21 protein-coding genes are annotated in these 22587 nt (G+C 72.8%); 14 read left to right on the forward strand and 7 right to left on the reverse strand.

What is annotated here, in order from left to right; all coding sequences use genetic code 11:
* Window positions 1–275: 275 nt before the first annotated feature.
* From ACZ67M_RS26335 to ACZ67M_RS26375, 9 genes are all read left to right on the forward strand, one after another.
* Window positions 276–1364, forward strand: coding sequence for a substrate-binding domain-containing protein (locus ACZ67M_RS26335; RefSeq protein ID WP_392238078.1), 1089 nt, complete (start codon window positions 276–278; stop codon window positions 1362–1364).
* A 36-nt stretch (window positions 1365–1400) separates the two neighbouring features.
* The gene (locus ACZ67M_RS26340) at window positions 1401–2489 is read left to right on the forward strand and encodes a mandelate racemase/muconate lactonizing enzyme family protein (protein ID WP_469853007.1); all 1089 of its coding nucleotides are present in this window, start codon (window positions 1401–1403) and stop codon (window positions 2487–2489) included.
* Window positions 2486–3562: an ABC transporter permease gene (locus tag ACZ67M_RS26345; RefSeq protein ID WP_469853008.1), complete on the forward strand. Its 1077-nt coding sequence runs from the start codon at window positions 2486–2488 to the stop codon at window positions 3560–3562. Before ACZ67M_RS26340 ends, ACZ67M_RS26345 begins: the two co-directional genes overlap by 4 nt.
* On the forward strand, window positions 3559–4635 hold the full coding sequence (locus tag ACZ67M_RS26350; protein WP_469853010.1) for an ABC transporter permease: 1077 nt from the start codon (window positions 3559–3561) through the stop codon (window positions 4633–4635). The genes ACZ67M_RS26345 and ACZ67M_RS26350 overlap by 4 nt, the downstream gene beginning before the upstream one ends.
* Window positions 4632–6215: a sugar ABC transporter ATP-binding protein gene (locus ACZ67M_RS26355; RefSeq protein WP_469853011.1), complete on the forward strand. Its 1584-nt coding sequence runs from the start codon at window positions 4632–4634 to the stop codon at window positions 6213–6215. Before ACZ67M_RS26350 ends, ACZ67M_RS26355 begins: the two co-directional genes overlap by 4 nt.
* Window positions 6216–6537: 322 nt before the next feature.
* The gene (locus tag ACZ67M_RS26360) at window positions 6538–7896 is read left to right on the forward strand and encodes an enolase C-terminal domain-like protein (protein WP_361355601.1); all 1359 of its coding nucleotides are present in this window, start codon (window positions 6538–6540) and stop codon (window positions 7894–7896) included.
* Window positions 7893–8648 carry an SDR family NAD(P)-dependent oxidoreductase gene (locus tag ACZ67M_RS26365; RefSeq protein ID WP_392238086.1) on the forward strand — a complete coding sequence of 252 codons (756 nt, stop codon included), beginning with the start codon at window positions 7893–7895 and terminating at the stop codon, window positions 8646–8648. The genes ACZ67M_RS26360 and ACZ67M_RS26365 overlap by 4 nt, the downstream gene beginning before the upstream one ends.
* The gene (locus ACZ67M_RS26370) at window positions 8645–9649 is read left to right on the forward strand and encodes an aldo/keto reductase (protein WP_392018517.1); all 1005 of its coding nucleotides are present in this window, start codon (window positions 8645–8647) and stop codon (window positions 9647–9649) included. Before ACZ67M_RS26365 ends, ACZ67M_RS26370 begins: the two co-directional genes overlap by 4 nt.
* A complete protein-coding gene (locus ACZ67M_RS26375) occupies window positions 9646–10506 on the forward strand; it encodes an amidohydrolase family protein (protein WP_469853014.1) in 861 nt (286 codons plus the stop codon). The genes ACZ67M_RS26370 and ACZ67M_RS26375 overlap by 4 nt, the downstream gene beginning before the upstream one ends.
* 60 nt (window positions 10507–10566) lie before the next feature.
* On the opposite strand, the gene ACZ67M_RS26380 is transcribed toward ACZ67M_RS26375, so the two are convergent.
* Window positions 10567–11256, reverse strand: coding sequence for a GntR family transcriptional regulator (locus ACZ67M_RS26380; protein WP_361355594.1), 690 nt, complete (start codon window positions 11254–11256; stop codon window positions 10567–10569).
* Between the two features lie 166 nt (window positions 11257–11422).
* Here ACZ67M_RS26380 and ACZ67M_RS26385 point away from each other — a divergent pair, with 166 nt between their 5' ends.
* The 3 genes from ACZ67M_RS26385 to ACZ67M_RS26395 all read left to right on the forward strand — a co-directional run bounded on the left by ACZ67M_RS26385 (window position 11423) and on the right by ACZ67M_RS26395 (window position 14849).
* Entirely contained in the window at window positions 11423–13741 is a 2319-nt protein-coding gene (locus tag ACZ67M_RS26385) for a glycoside hydrolase family 95 protein (protein ID WP_469853016.1), read from the forward strand.
* Window positions 13742–13908: 167 nt separating this feature from the next.
* Window positions 13909–14385: a Rieske (2Fe-2S) protein gene (locus ACZ67M_RS26390; protein ID WP_469853018.1), complete on the forward strand. Its 477-nt coding sequence runs from the start codon at window positions 13909–13911 to the stop codon at window positions 14383–14385.
* Window positions 14382–14849, forward strand: a complete 468-nt coding sequence (locus ACZ67M_RS26395) for a pyridoxamine 5'-phosphate oxidase family protein (RefSeq protein WP_122621005.1) — start codon at window positions 14382–14384, stop codon at window positions 14847–14849. Before ACZ67M_RS26390 ends, ACZ67M_RS26395 begins: the two co-directional genes overlap by 4 nt.
* A 5-nt stretch (window positions 14850–14854) precedes the next feature.
* Here ACZ67M_RS26395 and ACZ67M_RS26400 read toward each other — a convergent pair whose 3' ends face one another.
* On the reverse strand, window positions 14855–15766 hold the full coding sequence (locus ACZ67M_RS26400) for a LysR family transcriptional regulator (protein ID WP_450729604.1): 912 nt from the start codon (window positions 15764–15766) through the stop codon (window positions 14855–14857).
* A gap of 75 nt (window positions 15767–15841) precedes the next feature.
* Between ACZ67M_RS26400 and ACZ67M_RS26405 the strand changes: the two genes are divergently transcribed.
* On the forward strand, window positions 15842–16837 hold the full coding sequence (locus ACZ67M_RS26405; RefSeq protein WP_469853020.1) for a DMT family transporter: 996 nt from the start codon (window positions 15842–15844) through the stop codon (window positions 16835–16837).
* Here the strand turns inward: ACZ67M_RS26405 and ACZ67M_RS26410 are convergent.
* Window positions 16828–18165, reverse strand: coding sequence for an aminotransferase class I/II-fold pyridoxal phosphate-dependent enzyme (locus tag ACZ67M_RS26410; protein WP_469853021.1), 1338 nt, complete (start codon window positions 18163–18165; stop codon window positions 16828–16830). The genes ACZ67M_RS26405 and ACZ67M_RS26410 overlap by 10 nt on opposite strands.
* Before the next feature lie 35 nt (window positions 18166–18200).
* Here ACZ67M_RS26410 and ACZ67M_RS26415 point away from each other — a divergent pair, with 35 nt between their 5' ends.
* On the forward strand, window positions 18201–18887 hold the full coding sequence (locus ACZ67M_RS26415; protein WP_392018529.1) for a pyridoxamine 5'-phosphate oxidase family protein: 687 nt from the start codon (window positions 18201–18203) through the stop codon (window positions 18885–18887).
* 13 nt (window positions 18888–18900) lie between these two features.
* Here ACZ67M_RS26415 and ACZ67M_RS26420 read toward each other — a convergent pair whose 3' ends face one another.
* The 4 genes from ACZ67M_RS26420 to ACZ67M_RS26435 form a co-directional block, all read right to left on the reverse strand.
* A complete protein-coding gene (locus ACZ67M_RS26420) occupies window positions 18901–19845 on the reverse strand; it encodes a DMT family transporter (protein WP_467323639.1) in 945 nt (314 codons plus the stop codon).
* Between the two features lie 188 nt (window positions 19846–20033).
* Window positions 20034–21038 carry an EamA family transporter gene (locus ACZ67M_RS26425; RefSeq protein ID WP_361355578.1) on the reverse strand — a complete coding sequence of 335 codons (1005 nt, stop codon included), beginning with the start codon at window positions 21036–21038 and terminating at the stop codon, window positions 20034–20036.
* A 140-nt stretch (window positions 21039–21178) separates the two neighbouring features.
* On the reverse strand, window positions 21179–21718 hold the full coding sequence (locus ACZ67M_RS26430) for a Clp protease N-terminal domain-containing protein (protein WP_392018533.1): 540 nt from the start codon (window positions 21716–21718) through the stop codon (window positions 21179–21181).
* 178 nt (window positions 21719–21896) lie between these two features.
* Window positions 21897–22544 (reverse strand): PadR family transcriptional regulator, encoded by a 648-nt coding sequence (locus ACZ67M_RS26435; protein ID WP_361355575.1) that lies wholly within the window; start codon window positions 22542–22544, stop codon window positions 21897–21899.
* Between the last annotated feature and the right edge of the window lie 43 nt (window positions 22545–22587).

The following is a 22587-nucleotide window of genomic DNA, read 5'->3' on the forward strand; positions in this document are numbered from 1 at the left end:
CCCTCGGGAAGGGCCTCGGCCGATCCACGGCCTCGCCCCCCCTCTTCTCTATATGATCTGACGCGATCGACGCCGCGAGCGGCGAGTCGGCCGCTTCACCCACGTGCCATCACCCAGCCCTCACTTTCACCCTCGATCTGCACACGATCGGCATGAAATCAGGGCTCTGGGCAGCCGGACAGCCACTCGACCCGGCACGACCCTTGACGTGACCGCCGTCACTGCCCCAGCATCGCGGGCAACGAAATCCTATTTGATTCTAGTGGGGCAGCATCATGAGCCGTCGTAGAACAGCCGTGTCAGCCGCCATCGGCCTGGTCCTCCTGGCCACCACCTCGTCGGCCTGCACCATCAGGAACTCGGACGAGCCCGGCGCCGCGGGCGCCGCCTCGGCGAAGGGCGGCGGCGGGACCGCCCAGCTCGCCGACGGCTCCGGAGTGAAGGTCGCGCTGGTCCCGGGCGGCGCCCACCCCTACTTCCAGCCCTGGAAGACGGCCGGCGCCAAGGCCGGGAAGTCGCTCGGGCTGGACGACGTCACCTTCGACGAGACCGCCGAGTGGGACCAGCAGAAGCAGAACAACCTGGTGTCCACACTGGCCGCCCGCGGCTACAACGCATTCGGCGTCTTCGGTGTCTCCCCGACCGACATCAACACCACCTTCACCGATCTCAAGTCGCAGGGGACGGCCGTCGCCTCGCTCGGCTCCTGCCCGGCCGGGGACACGAACGAGGCGGACTTCTGCCTCTCCACCGACGTCGAGCTGGCCGCCTACAAGGCCGCGAAGGCCGCCATCGAGGCCATGGGCGGCAAGGGCGCCCTCGTCCACCTGACCGGCAACAACGTCGACGCCAACACCCAGTTGCGCAAGCGGGGCGTCGAGAAGGCGGTGCGGGAGACCGGTGGCGAGGTCACCGTGGTGCAGACCGTCACCGACATCGACAAGGACCTCCAGACCGCCCAGAAGGCCGTGTCCGACCTGCTGGCCGCCAAGGGCGCCGAGATCGCGGGCATCGTCTCCACCGCCTACAACCCGGCCGTCGCCGCCGCCGAGGCCGTACAGGAGTCGGGCTCCCGGGCGAAGGTCGTCGCCATCGACGACGACGCCAAGATCCTCTCCTCGATCAGGAGCGGTGCCGCCACCGCCACGGTCGTGCAGAACCCGGTCGGTCAGGCGGAGATCGGGACCTGGGCGCTCGCCCTGCTGCAAACCGGGCAGTGCTCCATGAAGCAGCCCGGCAAGGTGGTCGACTCCGGCTCCTTCGTCGTCACCAAGGACAACGTCGACGGCTACGACAGCGCACGCCGGGCCAGGACCGCCGAGCTGAAGAAGCAGTTCGCGGACGAGTTCCTCACCTGCGGCTGACCGCCCCGGCCACGGACAGAAAGGTCGCCCTCGCGCATGACCCGCATCATCAACGCCACGGCCCTGCTGGCCGACATCGACGTGGAGACCGACCGCACGGACGCCGTGCAGTCGTTCGTCAAGCAGGAGACCGTACTCGTCACCCTCACCACCGACGACGGCCTGACGGGCACCGGATACGCCTACACCATCGGCACCGGCGGCAGCTCCGTCCTGGCCCTGCTGCGCGACCACTTGCTGCCGCTGCTGGCCGGCCGGGACGCCCGCAACGTGGAGGGGCTGTGGCAGTCCCTGTTCGCCCACACCCGCGCCACGACCACCGGCGCCCTCACCTCCCTCGCGCTCGCGACGGTGGACACGGCGCTGTGGGACCTGCGCTGCAAGCGGGCCGGGGAGCCGCTGTGGCGACTGGCCGGCGGCCACCGCCAGGAGATCCCCGTCTACGACACCGAGGGCGGCTGGCTCCACCTCGGCACCGAGGAACTGGTCAAGTCCGCGCTCGCGGCCCAGGAGGCGCGGTTCGCCGGCGTGAAGATCAAGGTGGGCAAGCCGCACGTGGCCGAGGACGCGGAGCGGCTGCGTGCCGTCCGCGAGGCGGTCGGTCCGGCGCTGCACGTCATGACGGACGCGAACCAGTCCCAGTCGCTGTCGTCCGCCGTGCGACTGACCGCCGCGCTCGAACCGTACGACCCCTACTGGCTCGAGGAGCCCATGCCCGCCGACGACGTCGGCGGGCATGGGCTCCTCGCCCGCTCGACCCGGATCCCCATCGCCGTGGGTGAGTCGATGTACTCGCCGATGCAGTTCCGCGACTATCTGGAGAGCGGCGCCGCCTCCGTCGTGCAGGTCGACGTGGCGCGGGTCGGTGGCATCACACCGTGGCTGAAGGTCGCCCACCTCGCGGAGACCTTCAACGTCGAGGTGTGCCCGCACTTCCTGATGGAACTGCACGTCAGCCTGGTCGCCGCGGTGAGCAACGGCGCGTACGTCGAGTACATCCCGCAACTGCGCGCCGTCACCCGCACCGAGATGGTCCTGCGCGACGGCCACGCCGTGGCCCCGGACGAGCCCGGCATCGGCATCGACTGGGACATGGACGCGATCGAGGACCGGAGGGTCTCGTGAAGACCGCCGTCACCGCCGCCGGACGCGACACCGACCGCCCGGCCGACGGGGCCCGGCCGGCTCACCGGCTGCCGTTCTGGGTCAACCAGCGGCTGGGGCTGCTGGTGCTCGTCGTCGCGCTCGCCGCGCTCTTCGGCGTCCTGCGCCCGGCCTTCTTCGACGAGCGACTGGTGCTCTTCCCGCTCCTGAGGGACATCTCGACACTCACCGTGGTGGCGCTCGCGCAGATGGTCGTGCTGTCCGTCGGGCACATGAACCTCGCCGTCGGACGCATGGCCGCCTTCGGCGCCTTCTTCGCCGGGTTCGGCTACGACCGGCTCGGACTGCCGCTGCCGCTGGGCCTGGTGCTGTGCCTCGTGGCGGGGTGCGCCATCGGCGCGCTGACCGGCGGGATCATCGCCCGCACCGGTGTGAACTCCTTCGTCGTGACGCTGGCCATGGACTTCGCCCTGCTGGGCCTGGTGTCCCTGCTCTACTCGGCCCTCACGGACAACGCCGCGTTCACCACGCGGCCGGACGGGCTCGCCGAGCTGCGGTCGTACTCGCTCGCGGACATCTGCGCCGGCCCCGTCTGCGGCTCGGCGGCCATTCCGCAGATCGCTCAGTTCACCGTGCTGGCCCTCGTCGGCCTCGGCTTCCTCTACGCCCGCACCCGCATGGGCCGGGAGCTGCTGCTCACCGGCGCCAACCCCGCCGCGGCCGAACTGTCCGGCATCCCCACCGGCCGCCGTGTCGTCCTGGCGCACGCGCTGTCCGGCCTGCTGGCCGCCCTCGCCGGTTTCATGGCCGCCGTGGGCACGGGCACCTTCCGCGCCTCCATCGGCGACGACTTCATGCTCCCGTCGTTCCTCGGCGCGGTCCTCGGCGGCACGCTGCTCACCGGCGGCGTCGTCTCCGTGCTCGGCGCGCTGCTCGGCACCGCCCTGGTCGGTGTCATCCGCAAGGGCCTGGACCTGCTCGGGGTCGGCCTCGAAAGCCTCAACATCTACCTCGGCTGCGTCCTGCTCCTCGCCCTGTCCGCGGACCGGGTGCGCACCGTGGTGTCCTATCGCAAGGTGGTGCGCTCCACATGACGACGCTCCGCGACAAGGGAGCCCTGGCCCTTCCGGCACTGCGACGCTTCTCGCGTTCCACGACGGCGACGCTGCTGGGCGTGGTGGCCGTCGGCTGGGTGGGGCTCGGCATCGCCTCGTCCGGCTCCTTCTTCGAGGGCTCCTCACTCCGCACGTTCCTGATGTACCTGGCCACGCCGGTCCTCATCGGGCTGGCCCAGATGGTCGCCCTGTGCGTCGGGCAGCTCAACCTCGCCGTCGGCGCGCTGGGCGGGTTCAGCGCCTGCCTGATGGGCGTGCTGATGGCCGACCACGGGGTGCCCGCGGGCCTCGCCGTGCCGGCCGGCGTGCTCACCGCGACGCTGACCGGCCTGCTGACCGGGGTGTTCATCGTCGCCACCCGGATCAACGGCTTCATCGTCACCCTCGGCACGATGACCATCCTGCTCGGGGCCCAGTACCGGCTCTCCGGCACGCGCACGATCGACGGGTACTCCGGGGCACTGCGCGACCTCGGGCGCTCGGCGCCGCTGAACATCCCGCTGGTCTTCGTCGCCGCGCTGGCCGCCGCGGTGCTGCTGGCCGCGTTCATGTACCGCACGATCGCCGGGCGGCGGCTGCTGGCGGCCGGCGGCAACCCGCTCGCGGCGAGGTTGTCGGGCATCTCGTCCGACCGTCAGATCGTGGTCGCCCACACCCTGTCCGGTCTGCTCGTCGGTATCGCCGCCGCCGTGGCCACGGCATCGCTGCCCGGCGTGAACCGGAGTGTCGGCGGGGACTGGCTGCTGCCCAGCTTCGCCGCCCCGATCATCGGCGGCGTCGCGCTCACCGGCGGGTCCGTCGCGGTGCTCGGCACGGTGCTGGCCGCCTTCGTGATGCGGCTGATCGACACCGCGCGGGCCCAGTTCTCCCTCGACCCGAGCTGGGTGAACTTCCTCATCGGCCTGGTCGTGCTCGGCACCGTCGTCGGCGGCCGCCTCCACCAGACCCACCTGGAGAAGAAGGGCAGGGCACCCGGCCGTACGCCCCCGGCGCCGCCCGGCGGTGGCGCACAGCCGGCCGCCGCCCTGCCGAGTACGGGAGGCGCCCGATGAGCGGGGTACGGCCGACGGACGAGAACGCCGTCCTGCTGGAATGCGAGAACATCGTCAAGGTCTTCCCCGGGGTACGTGCCCTCGACGGCGTGGGCCTGACGCTGACCGCGGGTTCGGTGCACGCCCTGCTGGGCGAGAACGGCGCCGGCAAGTCCACGCTGATCAAGGTGATCACCGGCGTCCACCCGCCCGACGGCGGCCGCCTGCTGCGGCGCGGCGCGGAGACCCGGCCGCGCTCCCCGCTGGAGGCCACCCGCGCCGGCATCGGCGTGGTCCACCAGGAGCGCAACCTGATCCCCGGCTTCTCGGTGGCGGAGAACATCACCCTCCAGAGCCCGCCCTCGCGCCGGGGGCTGATCGACCCGGAGGCGATGACCGCTCCCGCCGAGCGCTGTCTGGCCGAGCTGGGACTGGACCTCGACCCCCGCCGTCCGGTGCGCGAACTGTCCGTGGCACAGCAGCAGTTGGTGGAGATCGCCAAGGCGCTGTACACGGAGAGCGAGGTGCTGCTGCTCGACGAACCCACCGCCTCGCTCTCCCCGCGGGAGGCGGAGCGCCTCTTCGACGTGGTGCGCCGTCTCACGGCACGCGGCACCTGTGTGCTGTTCGTCAGCCACAAGCTGGAGGAGGTCTTCGCCGTCTGCGACACCGTCACGGTCCTGCGCGACGGCCGGTCGGTACTGGAGTCGGCGCCCCTCTCCGAGTACGCGCAGGACGACGTGGTCACCCTGATGGTCGGCCGCGCCCACTCGGTGACGGACATGGCCCCCCGCACGGTGGACGCCTCCGCCCCGCCGGCGCTCTCCCTCTCCGGCCTCTCGACGGCGGCCGGCCACCGCGACATCTCCCTCGACGTCGCACCCGGAGAGATCGTCGGCCTGTACGGCCTGGTCGGCGCCGGGCGCAGCGAGCTGGTCAGGGCCGTCCTCGGCCTGGACCGGATCACGGGCGGCGAGATCAAGGTGTACGGCAGGACGGCCCGGATCGGGTCGCCCCGCGAGGCCCTCCACACGTACGGCATCGGCTACCTGACCGAGAACCGCAAGGAGGAGGGCGTCTTCCTGGAGCAGCCCGTCCACCGGAACATCACCGTGACGGTGTGGAAGAAGCTGGGGCGCTTCCTCGGCGACATCTCCTCGCGGCGGGAACGGGAGATCTCCCAGGACCTCGTCGACCGCCTCGGCATCCGGGTCTCCGGTCTGGCGCAGAACGCGGGTGAACTGTCCGGCGGCAACCAGCAGAAGGTGAGCCTGGCCAAGTGGCTCGCCGCCGACACCCGGCTGCTGGTCGTCGACGAGCCCACCGTGGGCGTGGACGTACGCACCAAGCACGCCTTCCACGAGCTGATCTGGGAGCTGGCCCGCGGCGGCCTGCCCATCCTGCTGATCAGCAGCGACCTGACGGAGATGATCACGCTCGCCGACCGGGTCGTGGTCATGACCGACCACCGCATCCGCGGCGAGGTGGCCAACGACCACGACTACGACCGCATGAGCGGGCGGATCATCCGCGTCATCCACGACCGTGCGGGCTCGGCCGTCGCCGACACCGCCGTCGCCGCGAAGAGCGGAACGCCGTGAAGCGCGTCGCCCAGGTCGTCCACGTCCGGCCCGAGAAGGTGGACGAGTACCGGGAACTGCACGGCGACGACCTGGCCTCGGACCTCGGCGCCCTGTCAGCAGCCCGTCGAGGAGGCCGCGCCCGGCGAGTGGTGGGCGTCCATGACGCAGGTCTTCCTCATGGAGTAGCGCACCCGGCCTGCCGAGCCCGACCGTACCGACCCCCCGCGGCACCGCCCGTGCCGCGACCGCGAGGAGAACACGTGAAACTGCTGAACGGTGGAACTGGAGGTCGACGGTGCCGGCCGCCGGCGTCGAACCGTCGAGGATGCGTGGGGACGCGATGACGACCGACCCCACGGCCCGCATCACGGACGTCGAGGTCGTCGACGTCCGGTTCCCCACCTCGCGTGAGCTGGACGGCTCGGACGCGATGAACCCCGACCCCGACTACTCGGCCGCCTACGTCGTCCTGCGGACCGACGCGGACGACGGCCCGCGGGGGCGTCTGGAGGGACACGCCTTCACCTTCACCATCGGACGCGGCAACGAGGTGCAGGCGGCGGCGGTCAGCGCGCTGCGCCCCCATGTCGTCGGCCGGTCCGTGGAGGCGGTGTGCGCCGATCCGGGCACGGTGAGCCGGGCCCTCAACGGTGACAGCCAACTGCGCTGGCTCGGCCCGGAGAAGGGCGTGATGCACATGGCCGTCGGCGCCGTGGTCAACGCGGTCTGGGACCTCGCGGCCAGACGGGCCGGCAAGCCGGTGTGGCGGCTCCTCGCCGACGCGGAGCCCGAGTGGCTCGCCGCCCAGGTGGACTACCGCTACATCGAGGACGCGCTCACCCGCGAGGAGGCCGTGACCCTGCTCCGCGAGGGAAAGAAGGGCGCCGCCGAACGCGAGGCCCTGCTGCTGGCGCGCGGATACCCGGCGTACACCACCTCACCCGGCTGGCTGGGCTACTCCGACGAGAAGCTGGTGCGGCTCGCCGAGCAGGCCGTCGTCGACGGTTTCCGGCAGATCAAGCTCAAGGTCGGCGCCGACCTGGCCGACGACGTCCGCAGGCTGCGCGCGGCCCGTGCGGCGGTCGGCCCGGACATCCGCATCGCCGTCGACGCCAACCAGCGCTGGAACGTGGCCGAGGCCGTCGAGTGGACCAGGGCACTGGCCGACTGCGACCCGTACTGGATCGAGGAGCCCACCAGCCCCGACGACATCCTCGGTCACGCGGCCGTGCGCCGGGGCGTCGCGCCCGTCAAGGTCGCCACCGGCGAGCATGTACAGAACCGCATCGTCTTCAAGCAGTTGCTCCAGGCCGAGGCCATCGACGTCCTCCAGATCGACGCGGCACGGGTGGGCGGCGTCAACGAGAACCTGGCCATTCTGCTCCTCGCCGCCAAGTTCCGCGTCCCGGTCTGCCCGCACGCCGGCGGGGTCGGGCTGTGCGAACTGGTCCGCCACCTCTCGATGTTCGACTTCGTCGCCCTGTCCGGCACCACCGAGGACCGGGTCATCGAGTACGTCGACCACCTGCACGAGCACTTCGACGACCCCGTGGTCATCACCGACGGCCACTACACGGCGCCCACCGCGCCCGGCTTCTCGTCCCGGATGCACCCCGAGTCCATCGCGACCTACCGCTATCCCGACGGCGTCTTCTGGGCCGCCGACCTCGCCGCACAGGAGAAGGGGAACGCCTCATGAGCGAACTGTCCGGACTCAAGGCCCTGGTGACCGGCGGCGCCTCCGGCATCGGCCGGGCCACCGCCTTCCTGCTGGCCGCCCGCGGTGCCGACGTCGCCGTCCTCGACCTCGATCCGTCGGCCGTGGACAAGCCCCTGCGGGGCTACGCCGCCGACGTGTCCGACGACGCCTCGGTACGGTCCGCCGTCGCCGCCGCGGCCCACGAACTCGGCGGCCTCGACATCCTGGTCAACAACGCCGGGACCGGCGCGACGGGCACGGTCGAGGACAACGACGACGCCCAGTGGCACCGGGTCCTGGACGTGAACGTCCTCGGCGTCGTCCGCACCACCCGGGCGGCTCTTCCCCTCCTGCGTGCCTCCGCGCACGCCGCCGTCGTCAACACCTGCTCGATCGCGGCCACGGCCGGCCTGCCGCAGCGGGCCCTGTACAGCGCCAGCAAGGGCGCGGTCCAGTCCCTCACCCTCGCCATGGCGGCGGACCACGTCCGCGAGGGCATCCGCGTGAACTGCGTGAACCCCGGCACGGCGGACACTCCCTGGGTGGGCCGTCTCCTGGACCAGGCGCCCGACCCGGAGGCCGAGCGTGCTGCGCTCAACGCCCGCCAGCCCATGGGCCGTCTGGTCACCGCCGAAGAGGTCGCCGCGGCCATCGCCTACCTGGCGAGCCCGGCCGCCGCCTGCGTGACCGGCACGGTCCTGGCCGTGGACGGCGGCATGCAGGGCCTCCGGCTGCGCCCGGAGGGACGGTGAGGGCGGCGCTCCTGGGAGCCGGCGGCGTGCCGGTCACCGCCCTCGGCCTGGGTGCCGCCGCCATCGGCGGACTCTACGAGGCCGTCGGCGAGGACGAGGCGGCGGCCACCGTGGAGGCCGCCTGGGACGCGGGCATCCGCTACTTCGACACCGCCCCGCACTACGGTCTGGGCCTCTCGGAGCGCAGGCTGGGCGCGGCCCTGCGAACGAGGCCCCGGGAGGATTTCGTCCTGTCCACCAAGGTGGGCCGGGTACTCGAACCGCACGACGGCGGCGGCGACGACCTCGCCAACGGCTTCGCGGTACCGGCGACCCACCGGCGCCGCTGGGACTTCAGCGCCGACGGCGTACGCCGCTCACTGGAGGACAGCCTCACCCGCCTCGGGCTGGACCGCGTGGACCTGGTCCTGCTCCACGACCCGGACGACCACGGTGAACAGGCCTTCCGGGAGGCGTACCCGGCGCTGGAGGAGCTGCGGTCGCAGGGGGTCGTCCGGGCGATCGGCGCGGGGATGAACCAGAGCCGGATGCTGACCCGGTTCCTGACGGACACGGACGTCGACGCGGTGCTCTGCGCCGGGCGTTACACCCTGCTGGAACAGGGCGCCCTGGAGACGCTGCTGCCGGCCGCGTCCGCCGCCGGCAAGAGCGTGATCGCCGGCGGTGTGTTCAACTCCGGGCTGCTGGCCGACCCCGCGCCCGGCGCCACGTACGACTACGCGGCGGCGCCCTCGGACCTCCTGGACCGGGCGGTACGGATGCGCGAGGTGACCGAGGCGCACGGGCTGCCGCTGCGTGCCGCCGCGCTCCGCTTCCCGTTCGGACATCCGGCGGTCGCGTCGGTCCTCGTCGGTGCGCGCTCGGCGGCCGAGGTCGTGGACGCCGTCGCACAGGTCCGCGGGCCCGCCCCCGGGGCCGTATGGGACGATCTGCGGGCTCAGGGCCTGCTGCCCGGCGGAGTGCCGGTGCCGGAGCCGGTGCTGGAGGGGAGCCCGGGGTGACCGTCATCGACGCCCACCACCATCTGTGGGACCTCGCCGTGCGCGACCAGGTGTGGCTCGACAGCCCCGGCCTCGCCCCGTTGCGGCGCTCCTTCGCCCCCGCCGACCTCGCGGCCGCGACCGGCGCCGCGGGGGTCACGGCCACGGTGCTGGTGGAGACGGTCAACGTCGCCGAGGAGACACCTGAGTTGCTGTCCCTGGCCGCGCACAGCGACCTGATCGGGGCGGTCGTGGGGTGGACCGACCTGACGGCCCCGGACGTCGCCGACTCACTCGACGCGCTGCGGTCACTGCCCGGTGGTGACTTCCTGCGCGGGATCCGCCACCAGGTCCAGGGCGAACCCGACCCCGACTGGCTGACCCGCCCGGAGGTCCTGCGCGGCCTGCGTGCCGTCGCCGGAGCCGGACTCGTCTACGACCTGGTGGTACTGCCGCACCAACTGCCCGCCGCGGCGCGGGCGGCGGCCGCGGTGCCCGGCCTCACCTTCGTCCTGGACCACCTCGGCAAGCCGCCGATCGCGTCCGGGGCGCTGGAACCCTGGGCCGGGCGGGTACGGGAGCTGGCCTCGCTGCCCAACACGGTGTGCAAACTCTCGGGCATGGTGACCGAGGCCGACTGGTCGTCGTGGACGGTCGAGGACCTCAGGCCGTACGCCGGCACGGTGATCGACGCCTTCGGCCCCCGGCGGCTGATGTTCGGCTCCGACTGGCCGGTGAGCACGCTCGCCGGGGAGTACGGCGCGGTCGTCGACGCGGCCCGCACGCTCACCGCCCGACTGGACCCGGCCGAGCGGTCCGAGGTGTGGTCCGGCACCGCTCGGCGCGTCTACGGCGTGCCCGGCGCACAGCCGGGGTGACGGGGAGGGGGCGCACCGGCGCGCCGGCCTCTCCTCGCACTCCTCGTCTCACTCCTCGTCTCACTCCTCGTCGAACCGGCTCAGCTGGCGTTCGAGGCTGCGGTCGAGGTGCTCGGCCATCGCTTCCGCGGCGTGCTCGGCCCTGCGGCGCAGGATCGCCCGCACGATGCGTTCGTGTTCGCCCAGGGTCGGATCGTCTGCTTCCTGGATGTTCTGGACGTTGCTGAGGCGGAAGATGTGCAGGTGCGTGTGGAGCCGCTCCACCGCGTCCGCGAGCAGCGGCCGGTGGGCGGCTTCCGCGACGGTGTCGTGGAAGCGCTGGTCCAGCGCGGCGAAGTCCCGGTAGGAGGCGTACGGCCCGGTGGGCCCGGGGTGGGCCTGCATGCCCTCCAGCGTGGCCTCCAGGGCGTCGAGCTGGCTCTCCTCGGCGTTGTGCGCCGCCAGGGCGGCGGCGCGCGGCTCCAGGAGCAGCCGCATCTCGAACAGCTCCCGCACCCCCTGGCGGGTGAGCAACGCGGTCGCCCGGTACCCGGACAGCGAGCGCTTGACCACGAGACCGTCGGACTCCAGCCGGGCGAGTGCCTCGCGCACCGGGGTCGGTGAGACGTCCAGCTCACGGGCCAGGGCCTCGATGCCGACGCGGGCGCCCGGAGCGATCTCGTGGTCCATGACCTTGGCCTTGATGCCCTCGTAGACACTGTCGGACAGAACCTGACGGACCGGCGGGACGGACGGGTCGTGCGCCGGCATCCGGGTCTCCTACTGGTCGGTGCGGTGGGGGCTGGGGCCGTCAGCAGTTTAACGATGTGAGGGCATCCGCCCTCCCTCAGAGGTGTTGACACCACCCGCTCCGCCCGGCTGCACTGCTGCCGTCGCGGAGTGCCGCATCCTCCCCCTCGCAAGGAGCCGCATCCCCATGTCCGATCGCTCCCGCACCCCCTCTCCCGTCGTGGTGCACACCGGTGCGGCCTCGCTGGTGCCGGAGAGCGAGGCGATCACCCTCTGGTACACGAGGCCGGGCACCGAGGAGAAGGTGATCGAGGAGGGCCTGCCCATCGGCAACGGCAGGCTCGGCGCCCTGGTCACCGGCCACCCGCCCCGGGACGTCCTGGTCCTCGCCGACGCCACCCTGTGGACCGGTCACGCCAACGCCGCGCTGCACTCCGACGGCCAGTTCCCCTACGGCACCGAGGACTTCGGCACCTTCGGGATGCTGGCCAAGGCCTACGTCGACATCCCCGCCCACACCACCGCCGCCGTCCGCGACTACCGCCGCACGCTCGACATGAGCAACGGGCTGGTGACCGCCACCTACGAGTTCGGCGGCGTCACCTACCGGCGCGAGGTGTTCTCCAGCCACCCGGACGACGTCGTCGTGGTGCGCCTGTCCCAGAGCGGCGGCGGCTCCTACACCGGCTCCCTGACGCTGGCCGGGACACGCGACGAGAAGGTGTCCGCCGACGCGGGCGCGGCCGAGGCGTCCTTCGCGGCGACGTTCACCAACTCGCTGAGGTACGCGGCCGTCGTGAAGGCGGCGGGCGAGGGCGGCACCGTCTCCGCGACCGGCGCGAGGGTGACCTTCGACGACTGCGCCGAGGTCGTGCTGGTCGTCTCGGGCGGCACCAACTACAAGGCGGACGCGTCCGTCGAGTACAAGGACGCGGACCTCGTTCCGCTCACCGTCGCCCGCGGCAAGGCCGCCCGGGCCGCGGGAGCCGGCGGCTCGGCGCTGCTCGCGGGCCATGTCGCCGACTTCCAGCGGCTCCAGAAGCGGACGACGGTGAACCTGGGCAGCTCCAGCGCCGCCCAGCGCGCCATGGAGACGCCCGTCCGGCTCGCCGCCCGCGCCGAGGCGGGCGCCGCCCCCGACCCCGAACTTGAGGCTTCCTACCTGGAGTTCGGCCGCTACCTGACCATCTGCGGCTCCCGGGACAGCCTGCCCGCCGGCCTCCAGGGCCTGTGGCTCGACAGCAACACCCCCGCGTGGATGAGCGACTACCACACCGACATCAACGTCCAGATGAACTACTGGCTGCCCGACCGGGCCGGGCTGTCCGAGTGCTTCGACGCCTTCACGGACTACTGCGTGGCACAGTTGCCGGGCTGGCGGGCCACCACGCAGGCCCTCTTCCAGGACCCCCGCAACGGCTTCCGGAACACCTCCGGCAAGGTGGCCGGCTGGACGCTCGCCATCTCCACCAACGTCTGGGGCGGCAACGGCTGGTGGTGGCACCCGGCCGGCAACGCGTGGGTGTGCAACTCGCTCTACGAGCACTACGAGTACACCCGGGACCCCGCGGACCTGGCGAAGATCTACCCGCTGCTGAGGGGCGCCTGCGAGTTCTGGGAAGCGCGACTGATCACGACGACGGTGGCTGGGCGAGAGGTCCTCGTCGACGACCACGACTGGTCACCGGAGCACGGCCCGCAGAACGCCCGCGGCATCACCTACGCGCAGGAACTGGTCCGGCAGCTGTTCGAGAACTACCGGGAGGCCGCCGCCGAGCTGGGCAGGGACGCGGCGTACGCCGCCACGGTCGACGGTCTCCGGGACAGGCTCTACCTGCCCGGGGTCAGTGCCGGCAGCGGCCGGCTGGAGGAGTGGATGGGCGAGGACGGCCTCGGCGAGACCACGCACCGCCACCTGTCCGCGCACGTGGGCCTCTTCCCCGGCGACCGCGTCGACCTCCAGGACTCCCCCGCCTCGCTCATCGACGGTGCCACCAGGCTGCTGGAGGCACGCGGCATGGACAGCTTCGGCTGGGCCACCGCGTGGCGGTCCCTGTGCTGGGCACGGCTGAAGCACGCCGACAGGGCCTACCAGTGCGTACTCACCGTCATGAAGCCGTCCGTGGACTTCGGCAACGGCACGGCGGGCAACTTCTTCGACATGTACTCGTTCGGAGACAGCTCCGTCTTCCAGATCGACGCGAACCTCGGCACGCCGGTGGCGATGATCGAGATGCTGGTCCAGTCCCGCCCCGGCCGCGTCGAGCTGCTTCCCGCCCTTCCGGACGCCTGGGCCGCCACCGGATCGGTCACCGGGATCGGCGTACGCGGCGGCTTCACGGTCGACGTGGCATGGAAAGCGGGGCAGGTCACCGCCGCGACCCTGCACGGCGCCCCGGGCCGCACCACCACCGTCGTCCTCGGCGACGGGAGCCGCCGGGTCACCATCCCCTCGTCCGGTTCCGTGACCGTGTCACCTCCGGCGCGCACCACCGACCAGCGGTGATCCCCCCGGCGGCGTTCCGGGCCGGCCGTCGACAGCGAATCGACAGCCGTGTTTTACGCCCGCCCGACCGCCGAACCGACAGCATCACCGCACGGTCTGAACAGCACGTGCCACGGGGCCGTACCTCTCGGCAGATCATCACGCATCCCCCCGAAGGGAACCCCAGCATGACCAGCGCATCGTTTCATCCCGCCGGGCCGGCCCGTCGTACCGTCGTGGCGGCGGCCGGAGCGGCGGGGCTCACCGCCGTGCTGGCGGCGTGTGGAGGCTCGGACGAGGACGCGTCGACCGACCCCACGAACGCTCCCCCGGACTCGGCGTCCGCGGATGCGGGCGGCGAGGACGCCGGTGCGGGAGCGGCTCTCGCGGCGACCGCCGACATCCCCGAGGGCGGCGGGATGGTCTTCGCCGACCAGAAGGTCGTGGTCACCCAGCCTTCCAAGGGCGAGTTCAAGGCGTTCTCCGCCACCTGCACCCACCAGGGCTGCGCCGTGAAGAGCGTGTCCGACGGGGTCATCAACTGTCCCTGTCACAACAGCAACTTCTCCATCACCGACGGCAGCGTGCAGAGCGGTCCGGCGCCCAAGCCGCTGCCCGCCGTGCAGATCACGGTCAGCGGGGACTCGATCCAGCTGGCCGGATGACCGCGACCCAGCGCCGGGGCCGGAAGATCATGATGACCCCCGGCGAACTGGAGGCGTTCCTCACCACCCAGCGCACCTGCCGGGTCGCCACGGTCTCCGCCGACGGCGCCCCGCACGTGAGCACGCTGTGGTTCGCCTGGGACGGTGCCTCGATGTGGCTGTACTCGGTCGTGCGCAGCAGGCGCTGGACGGATCTGCGGCGCGACCCGCGGGTGGCGATCGTGGTGGACACCGGTGAGGAGTACGACCAGTTGCGGGGCGCGGAGCTGTCCGGCCGGGTGGAGGTCGTGGGCGAGGTACCGCGCACCGGTGAACTCTGCGCCGAACTCGACTTCCCGGAGACGCTGTTCGCCCGCAAGAACTTCGGCCTGGAGGAGCTGCCCCACGACGGCCGGCACGCCTGGCTGCGGCTGACGCCGGAGAAGGTCGTCAGCTGGGACTTCCGCAAGCTGGCGTCGCCGTAGCGGACTCAGCCCGCCTGTCCCACCTTCGCCGCGGTCGCCCGCAGCGCGTCCACCGCCGCCCGGATCGACGGGCGGCGGTCCGCGTCCGCGCGCCACACGACGTACACGTGCCGGCGCACCCGCTGCTTCAAGGGGACGGTGACGACCTCCGCGGGCATCGGCTGGCGCCCGAGCAGGGGCGCGATGCACACGCCGAGCCCCGCGGCGACCAGACCGAGCTGGGTGTGGGTCTCGGCGGCGCGGTGTCCGACGATCGGCTCGATGCCCTTCGAGCGCAGCGTGAACATCAGCCACTCGTGGCAGAACTCACCCTCGCCCCAGGTGATCCACTCGTCCTCGGCGAACTCGGCGAGGTCAACCTCGTCCCGGCCCGCGAGCCGGTGGCCGGCCGGCATGGCCACGTCGGCGGGGTCGTCGAGGAGCGGCGCCTTGACCAGACCGTCGGGCAGCGGCATCGGCTTGTTGTACCAGTCGAGGACGACGGCCAGGTCGAGGTCGCCGCGGACCACGCCGTTGATGCCGCGTTCCGGTTCCAGCTCGCAGGAGCGCAGGCGCAGCGCGGGGTGCTCGGTGCGCAGGGCGGCGAGAGCCGTGGGGAAGAGCCCGCGGGCGGCGGTCGGGAACGCGGACAGCCGCAGCTCGCCCGCCACCTGCCCGCGCTGCGCCTCCAGGTCGGCCTGGGCCAGCTCGACCTGGGAGAGGATGCGGGCCGCGTGCTCGGCGAGCAGTCGGCCCGCGTCGGTGAGCCGCACCCCGCGCCCGTTCTTCGCCAGCAGTCGCTGTCCGGCCTCGCGCTCCAGCTTGGCCATCTGCTGGGAGACGGCGGAGGTGGTGATGTGCAGACCGGCGGCGGCGCCGCTCACCGAACCGTGCCGGGCGAGGGCGTCGAGGGTGCGCAGGCGCTCCAGGTTCAACATGTAAGCAACACTACGAGATATTGGGTGCGAAATCTCGATTGTGCTACGAGGAGGACCTGCTCCATCGTTGCTCGCATGAGCAGCAGTGGTACGTCCTCCCCCGTGGCCCGTCGCGTCCTCGACTGGCGGCTGCGCTTCGGGTTCCTCTCCCTGGTCTGGGGTTTCAGCTTCCTCTTCATGAAGGTGGGGACGGAGAGTTTCGCCCCGTTCCAGGTCACGCTGGGGCGGCTGGCCTTCGGCACGGCGGTGGTCGCGGCCGCGATGGCGGTGAAGCGGGAGCGGCTGCCGCGCGGTGCCTGGACCTGGGTGCATCTGACGGTCGCCGGGTTCCTGCTGAACGCGCTGCCGTTCTCGCTGTTCGCCTTCTCGGAACTGACGATCCCGTCGTCGCTCGCCGGCATCTGCAACGCGACCTCGCCGCTGTGGGGCATGGCCCTGTCGCTGGTCGCCCTCTCCGAGGACCGGCCGACGCGACGCCGGGTGGCAGGGCTCGGCATCGGGTTCCTGGGCGTCCTGACGGTGCTGGGCGTCTGGCAGGGCTTCGACGGACTGGACGCCACGGGCACCGCCCTGGCGCTGCTGGCCTCGCTCAGCTATCCGGTCGGCTGGATCTACGTGCGCCGCACCCTGGCCGGCTCCAGCCACTCCCACCTCTCACTGACGGGCGCCCAGCTGGGCCTCGCCACGCTGCAACTCGCCTTCGTGACACCGCTGTTCACCTCGGTCCCGACCAGTTTTCCGATCCTGCCGCTGCTGTCGGTGGCGGCCCTGGGCGTCCTCGGCACCGGGCTCGCCTTCCTGATCCAGTACGAACTGGTCGCGGAGGTCGGGCCGACGACGGCCCAGATGGTCACGTACTTCACCCCGGTCATCGCCACCGCGGCGGGCGTGGCGCTCCTCGGTGAGTCGCTGTCCTGGTCGACCCCGGTCGGCGCGGTCGTCGTCCTCGCCGGGGCGGCGCTGACCCAGTCCCGGCCCAGGGCCGCCGGATCGCCCACGGTCGCCCCGGTCCCGGACCGCGGGGACACGGGGCTCCGGGAGCGCCCTCGGACCACCGCGTCTCAGACGTAGCTCCGCGAGGCTTCCGCCCCCGGCCCCACCGCTGCCGCGACCGCCGCCGCCAGCGGGCCGATGTCCTCCTCGGACAGCGTCGACACCGTGATCCGGATGCCCGGCGGGGCGCTGACGCGGAAGCGCGCGCCGGGGGCCACGGCCCAGCCGGCGTGCAGCAGCCGGGCGACGGCACCGGTCTCGTCCGGCACCGGGATCCACACGTTCATACCGCTGCGGCCGTGCGCGGCGACCCCGTGGTCCGCGAGGGCGGCGAGCAGCGCGTCCCGGCGCCGCCCGTACACCGGTGCGACCGCGTGCGCGTCGACCGCGTCGCCCGCCCACAGCAGGGCCACGGCCCGCTGGGTGACGTGGCTGACCCAGCCGGGCCCCAGCCGCTGGCGGCCGCGGACCCGGTCGAGCGTGACGGCGTCCCCCGTGAACACGGCGAGCCGCAGGTCGGGCCCGCAGGCCTTGGCCGCCGAGCGCACGAAGGCCCAGCTGTGGGTCGTACCGGCGAGGGGCTGCGGGGGCAGGTCGACGATGCGGTGGCCGTGGTCGTCCTCGATCAGCAGGGTCTCGGGATGGTCGCTCAGCACGGACCGCAGGTCGGCCGCGCGCGCCGCGCCGACGGCCGCGCCCGTCGGGTTCTGCGCGCGGACGGTGACGACCAGCGCGCGGGCGCCGGCCGCCAGCACCCGGCGCACGTCCTCGGGCAGCGGTCCCTCGTCGTCGACGCGGACCGGGACCGTGCGCAGTCCGAGCGCGGGGACCAGGTCGAGGAGGCTGCCCCAGCCCGGGTCCTCCACGGCGACGGCGTCACCGGGTCTGAGGTGGGTCGCGAGCACCCGTTCCATGGCGTCCAGCGAGCCGGAGGTGACCACCACGGGTCCGTCGGGCACTCCGTCGGCGTCCAGTTCGGCGCGGGCGACGCGCGCGAGTTCGGCGGTGACGGCGGCGTGCCCGTACATCACCGGATCCCGGTCGCCCTGCTCGGCCGCCGCGGCGAACACCGGGCCCAGCGCGGGCAGCAGCGCCGGGTCCGGATTGCCGTCGGAGAGGTCGCGCACCCCCTCGGGCACCTCCACCCGGATGAACTCGCGGCCCGTGGTGGCGGGCTTGGCGCGCACCCGGCTGCCCCGGCGCCCGGCCGTCTCGATCACCCCGCGCTCGCGCAGGGTGCGGTAGGCGGCGGCGACGGTGTTCGGGTTCACCCCGAGCTGCTCCGCCAACTCCCGCATCGGCGGCAGCGGTTGCCCCGGCTCCAGCTCTCCCGAGCCCACCGCACGCTCGACGCTCGCGGAAATCTCCGCTGCGCCCCGTCCCGCGATCAGATACTCTCCTAGCACAAACAGCAGTATGCACTAGTGCAATGGAGATCGCCATGCAGGGGACCGCGCAGCCGCCGTCGCAGCCGACGACCACGTACCCGTCCACCGACCGCACCGTCCCCACCCGCTCCCCCGACCGGGCCTCGTACGACAGGGAACTGGTGCACGCGATACTCGACGAGGGGTACGTCTGCCATCTCGGCTTCGTCCGGGACGGCGCCCCGGTGGTCCTGCCGACCCTCTACGGGCGGGTGGGCGAGCGGCTCTACGTGCACGGCTCGACGGGCTCGCGCCCGCTGCGGATGACCGGCGCCGCGGACCCGGGCCTGCCGGTGTGCCTGACGGTGACCCACGTGGACGCGCTGGTGCTGGCCCGCTCCGCCTTCCACCACTCGATCAACTACCGGTCGGTGGTGGTGCACGGCACGGCGTACGAGGTGACGGACCCCCAGGAGCGGCGCACCGCCCTGGACGCCCTGGTCGACCACGTCGTCCCCGGCCGCTCCCGGGACTCCCGGCCCGCCAACAAGAAGGAGCTGGCCGCCACCGCCGTGATCCGCCTCGACCTGAACGAGGTCTCCGCCAAGCTCCGCACCGGCGGCGTGAACGACGAACCGGAGGACCTCGCCCTCCCCCACTGGGCGGGCCTGGTCCCGGTGCGCAAGGGGTACGACGCCCCGGTCGCCGACCCGGACCTCGACGCCGGCACCACCCTGCCCGGCTACCTGTCGGCCCTGTGATGCCGGTCCACCCCTAGGCGGGCGCGGGCCGCGTGCGTGCCGCCCTGGTCTCCGCCACCGCGAGCCCCGCCACCGAGCCGAGCATCAGCAGCGTGCCGGCCAGGGTCGCCGCCGTGAGGTGCTCCCCGAGCAGCAGGACGGCGAGCGCCGCCGCGCTGACCGGCTCCAGGAGCATGATCACGGAGACGGTGGCGGACCGGACCACGGCCGCTCCGGCGAAGTAGAGCCCGTAGGCGAGGGCGGTCGGCACGGCGGCGACGTACGCGAGCAGCAACCCGAGCCGGACCGGTTCGGCGGTGTGCGGCAGCAGCCCCTCGGCGAGGGCGAGCGGCAGCAGGCACAGGCTGGTGACGGCGAAGGCCCCCACCGACGTGCTCCCGGCGTCCGCCCCGCCGTCGCGGCCCCACCAGCGGGTGAGCAGGGTCATCACCGAGTACCCGGCGGCGGACAGCAGCGCGAGGAGTACGCCCGAGAGGCGGACGGTGGTGCCCCCTCCGCCGAGGACGAGCACCACGAGCCCGGCGAGCGCGCCGACGACGGCGGTGGCACCGCCCGGTCCGAGGTGCTCACCGAGGGCGAGGCGCGCGCCGAGCGCGATCAGCACCGGCCCGGCGCCCAGGGTGATGACGGTGGCCACGGCCAGCCCGGTGGACTGCACCGCGGCGAAGTAGGCGGTCTGGAACACCGCGAGACCGAGGCCGGTGACGAGCGCCCGCCGCGCCTTGCGGGCGAACGGCTCGGCCACGGCCGTCCTCCGTCCGCGCGGACGCAGCGGACGGACGGCGAGCAGCAGGACGAGTCCCACGGCGCAGCGCCAGAAGGACAGGGCGACGGGGCCCATGTCACTGGACCGGTAGACCAGCGAGGCGGCGGCACCGGCGGTGCCCCAGGCGACACCGGCGACGATCAGATAGAGGAGGCCACGCCCGACGGGCAGGCCGGAGACGGCATTCGACACGAGTTCTCTCCGCAGACGCGCACGAGGCGCGGACGTTCGGAGCGGCCCCGGAGCTACCGGGGGCGCGAGGACTGCGTCTGCGGGCAGCACCGTCCGGCCCGGCGACCACGCGCCGGGCTCGTCACAGGGGCCCGCCTCAGGCGGCCGGAGGCGGGAGGACGAGTGCGTCGGAGTGCATGATCCGCACCCTAGGCCGCCGTTCCCCGCCGGGACAACTCCCTTTCCTCCCCGCCGGCGGCCACCGGTTCCGCGGAGCCCTTGGCGGGCGTCGAGGACTGGGCGATGAAGGCACCGGCCAGCACCACGACACCGCCGACGATCTGCGGGGCGGAGAGGTGCTCGCCGAGCAGCACCCAGGCCAGCACGGTCGCGACGACCGCTTCGAGGCAGGCCACGACGCCGGCGACCTGCGGAGACAGCCGGCGCACGGCCACCACGCCGGTGACGTAGGCGAGGACCGTGGCGACGAACACGATCCAGGCGAGCAGCAGGGCCGCGGCGACCGGGGTGCCGTCCATGGGGGCGGTGTGGCCGAGGACGGACCAGTCCATCGACCAGGGGCGGGCCACGACGGTGAGCACAGCGGCCCCGACGAGCAGGCCGTAGGCGATCACACCGAGTGGGTCGGGGGCCTCGTCACCGGCTTCGCTGCCCTGGTCGGACAGGACGAAGTAACCGACCTGGCAGCAGGCGGCGCCGAGCGCGAGCAGCAGTCCGACGGCGTCGAAGCGCAGCCCCGACCAGACCTCCACCACACAGGCGAGACCGCCGACCGCGAGGACCACGCCGAGTGCCGCGGCCCGGGTCACCGGCCGCCGCTGCACGAACCGGACCCAGCCCAGGACCAGGGCGGGCGCGAGGTACTCGACGAGCAGGGCGACGCCCACGGGGATGCGGGAGATGGCCGCGAAGTAGCAGGCCTGCACACCGGCCACGGCCAGCAGGCCGAACCCGGCGAGCAGGCCCGGGCGGCGGCGCAGCAGGTCGCGGTGGCGCACGGCGAGCGGCAGCATCACCAGGGCGGCGCCGGCCACCCGCAGCCAGACCACGTGGAGCGGGTCGAGACCCGCCTCGATGAGCGGCTTGGCCGCGACTCCGGAACCGCCGAAGGCGACCGCGGACGCGAGCGCCAGGCCGAGCCCGGTCCCCTTGCCGCGGCTGCCGCGAGCGCTGTCAGACGTATGCACCGGCACATGATGACAGGGGTCGACATGACCGTCACCCCCAATGACACCTGTCTCACCGACTGGACGTCCGGGACGGGACGGGGGTTCGCCGGCCGGCGCCGGGCGGGCGTGGCGGCACCTGGGCCCGGGCAGCCGAACCCCGGGGCTCAGGGCGCCGGTTCGAAGTACCGGTCCACGTCGGCGACGACCGTGCGCGGCTCGACCGCCACACGGGCCAGGATCTCGACGGCGCGCGCCTGCGGGTCCGCGACCAGGGCGGCGAGCAGGTCGACACCACAGGCCCGGACGTGCCCGCGCCGTGCGGCACGCGCGCCGGCCTCCTCCATGGCCGCCGCGGCCAGCGGCGAGAATCCGGCGACACCGGTCACCAGGGGGACCGCTCCGGAGTCCTCGACGGCGCTCTGCCAGCGCAGGCCGTAGCCGATGCTGCGCTGCACGAGGTAGCCGAGCAGCCGGGCGATCCGGGGGCCGTCCCCGAGCACCGCCCGGACCTCGCCGTCGGATTCCAGGAGGGAGTGCAGCAGATGGGCCGTGTCGACCTGCCGGTCCCCGTCCCGCACCGCCCTGCGGCGGGCACCGGAGACCGCCGACGCCAGTTCCGCGGTGAACCGGTGATCGAGATCGGTGCCGTCCGGGCGCCGGGCGTCCTGCTCGCCGGCCGACTGCCGGGGGATACGGGGTTGCACATCTCCCAGCTCACCAGTCCCGGACGTGCGCGTCATCCCCGAGGGGGAGCATTTCGGCGTCCCACACAGAGTGGACCCGCACGGCCGGAATCTCCTCCTTGCGGATGAGATCAAGCCGTTTCGCCCCGCGCACGCGAAGGTGCCCCGCGGATCACTCCGCGGGGCACCCGGCACTCCGTCAGTCCTCGTCGGCGAGGATCAGGTACAGCTTCTTGCGGGCGTCACCGATGACGGTGAGCGCCTTCTCGCGCTGCTCCTTGCTGCCGGTCTTCCAGACCTGGCCGAACGCCTCCATCAGCCCGAACCCGGCCTGCCGGATGTCGTTCAGGGCCTCCCAGTCGACGCCCTTCGAAGCGTCTTCCCAGGGTGCGTCGGGGCCTTCCTCGGCCGCGGCACGGCCCTCCTCGGTGAGCGCGAACAGCTTCTTGCCGCCCTCGCTCTCGCTGGCGATCAGGCCCTCGTCCTCCAGCAGCTGGAGGGTGGGGTACACCGAACCGGGACTGGGCTTCCACGCCCCGCCGCTGCGCTCGGCGATCTCCTGGATCATCTCGTAACCGTGCATCGGCCGGTCCTTCAGGAGGGCCAGGATCGACGCCTTCACGTCGCCCCGCCGTGCCCTCCCCCTGGGCCCGCCGCGCCCTCGACCGCCCCAGGGGCCGCCGTGACCGAAGCCCGGCCCGAACGGACCACCGGAGCCGCCGCCGGGGCCACCCGGCCCGAAGGGACCGAAGGCCGCACGCCGCCCGTCGAAGCCGCCACGGCCGTAGGGGCCGCCTTCGCCGCGGCCCTGTCCACCATGTCCACGCTCGTATCCGTGGGTACGCATCGCAATCACTCCATTCAGTCGTTGATCTGTCGCGATGCCTCAA

It is taken from the genome of Streptomyces sp. NPDC107500, assembly GCF_055582785.1.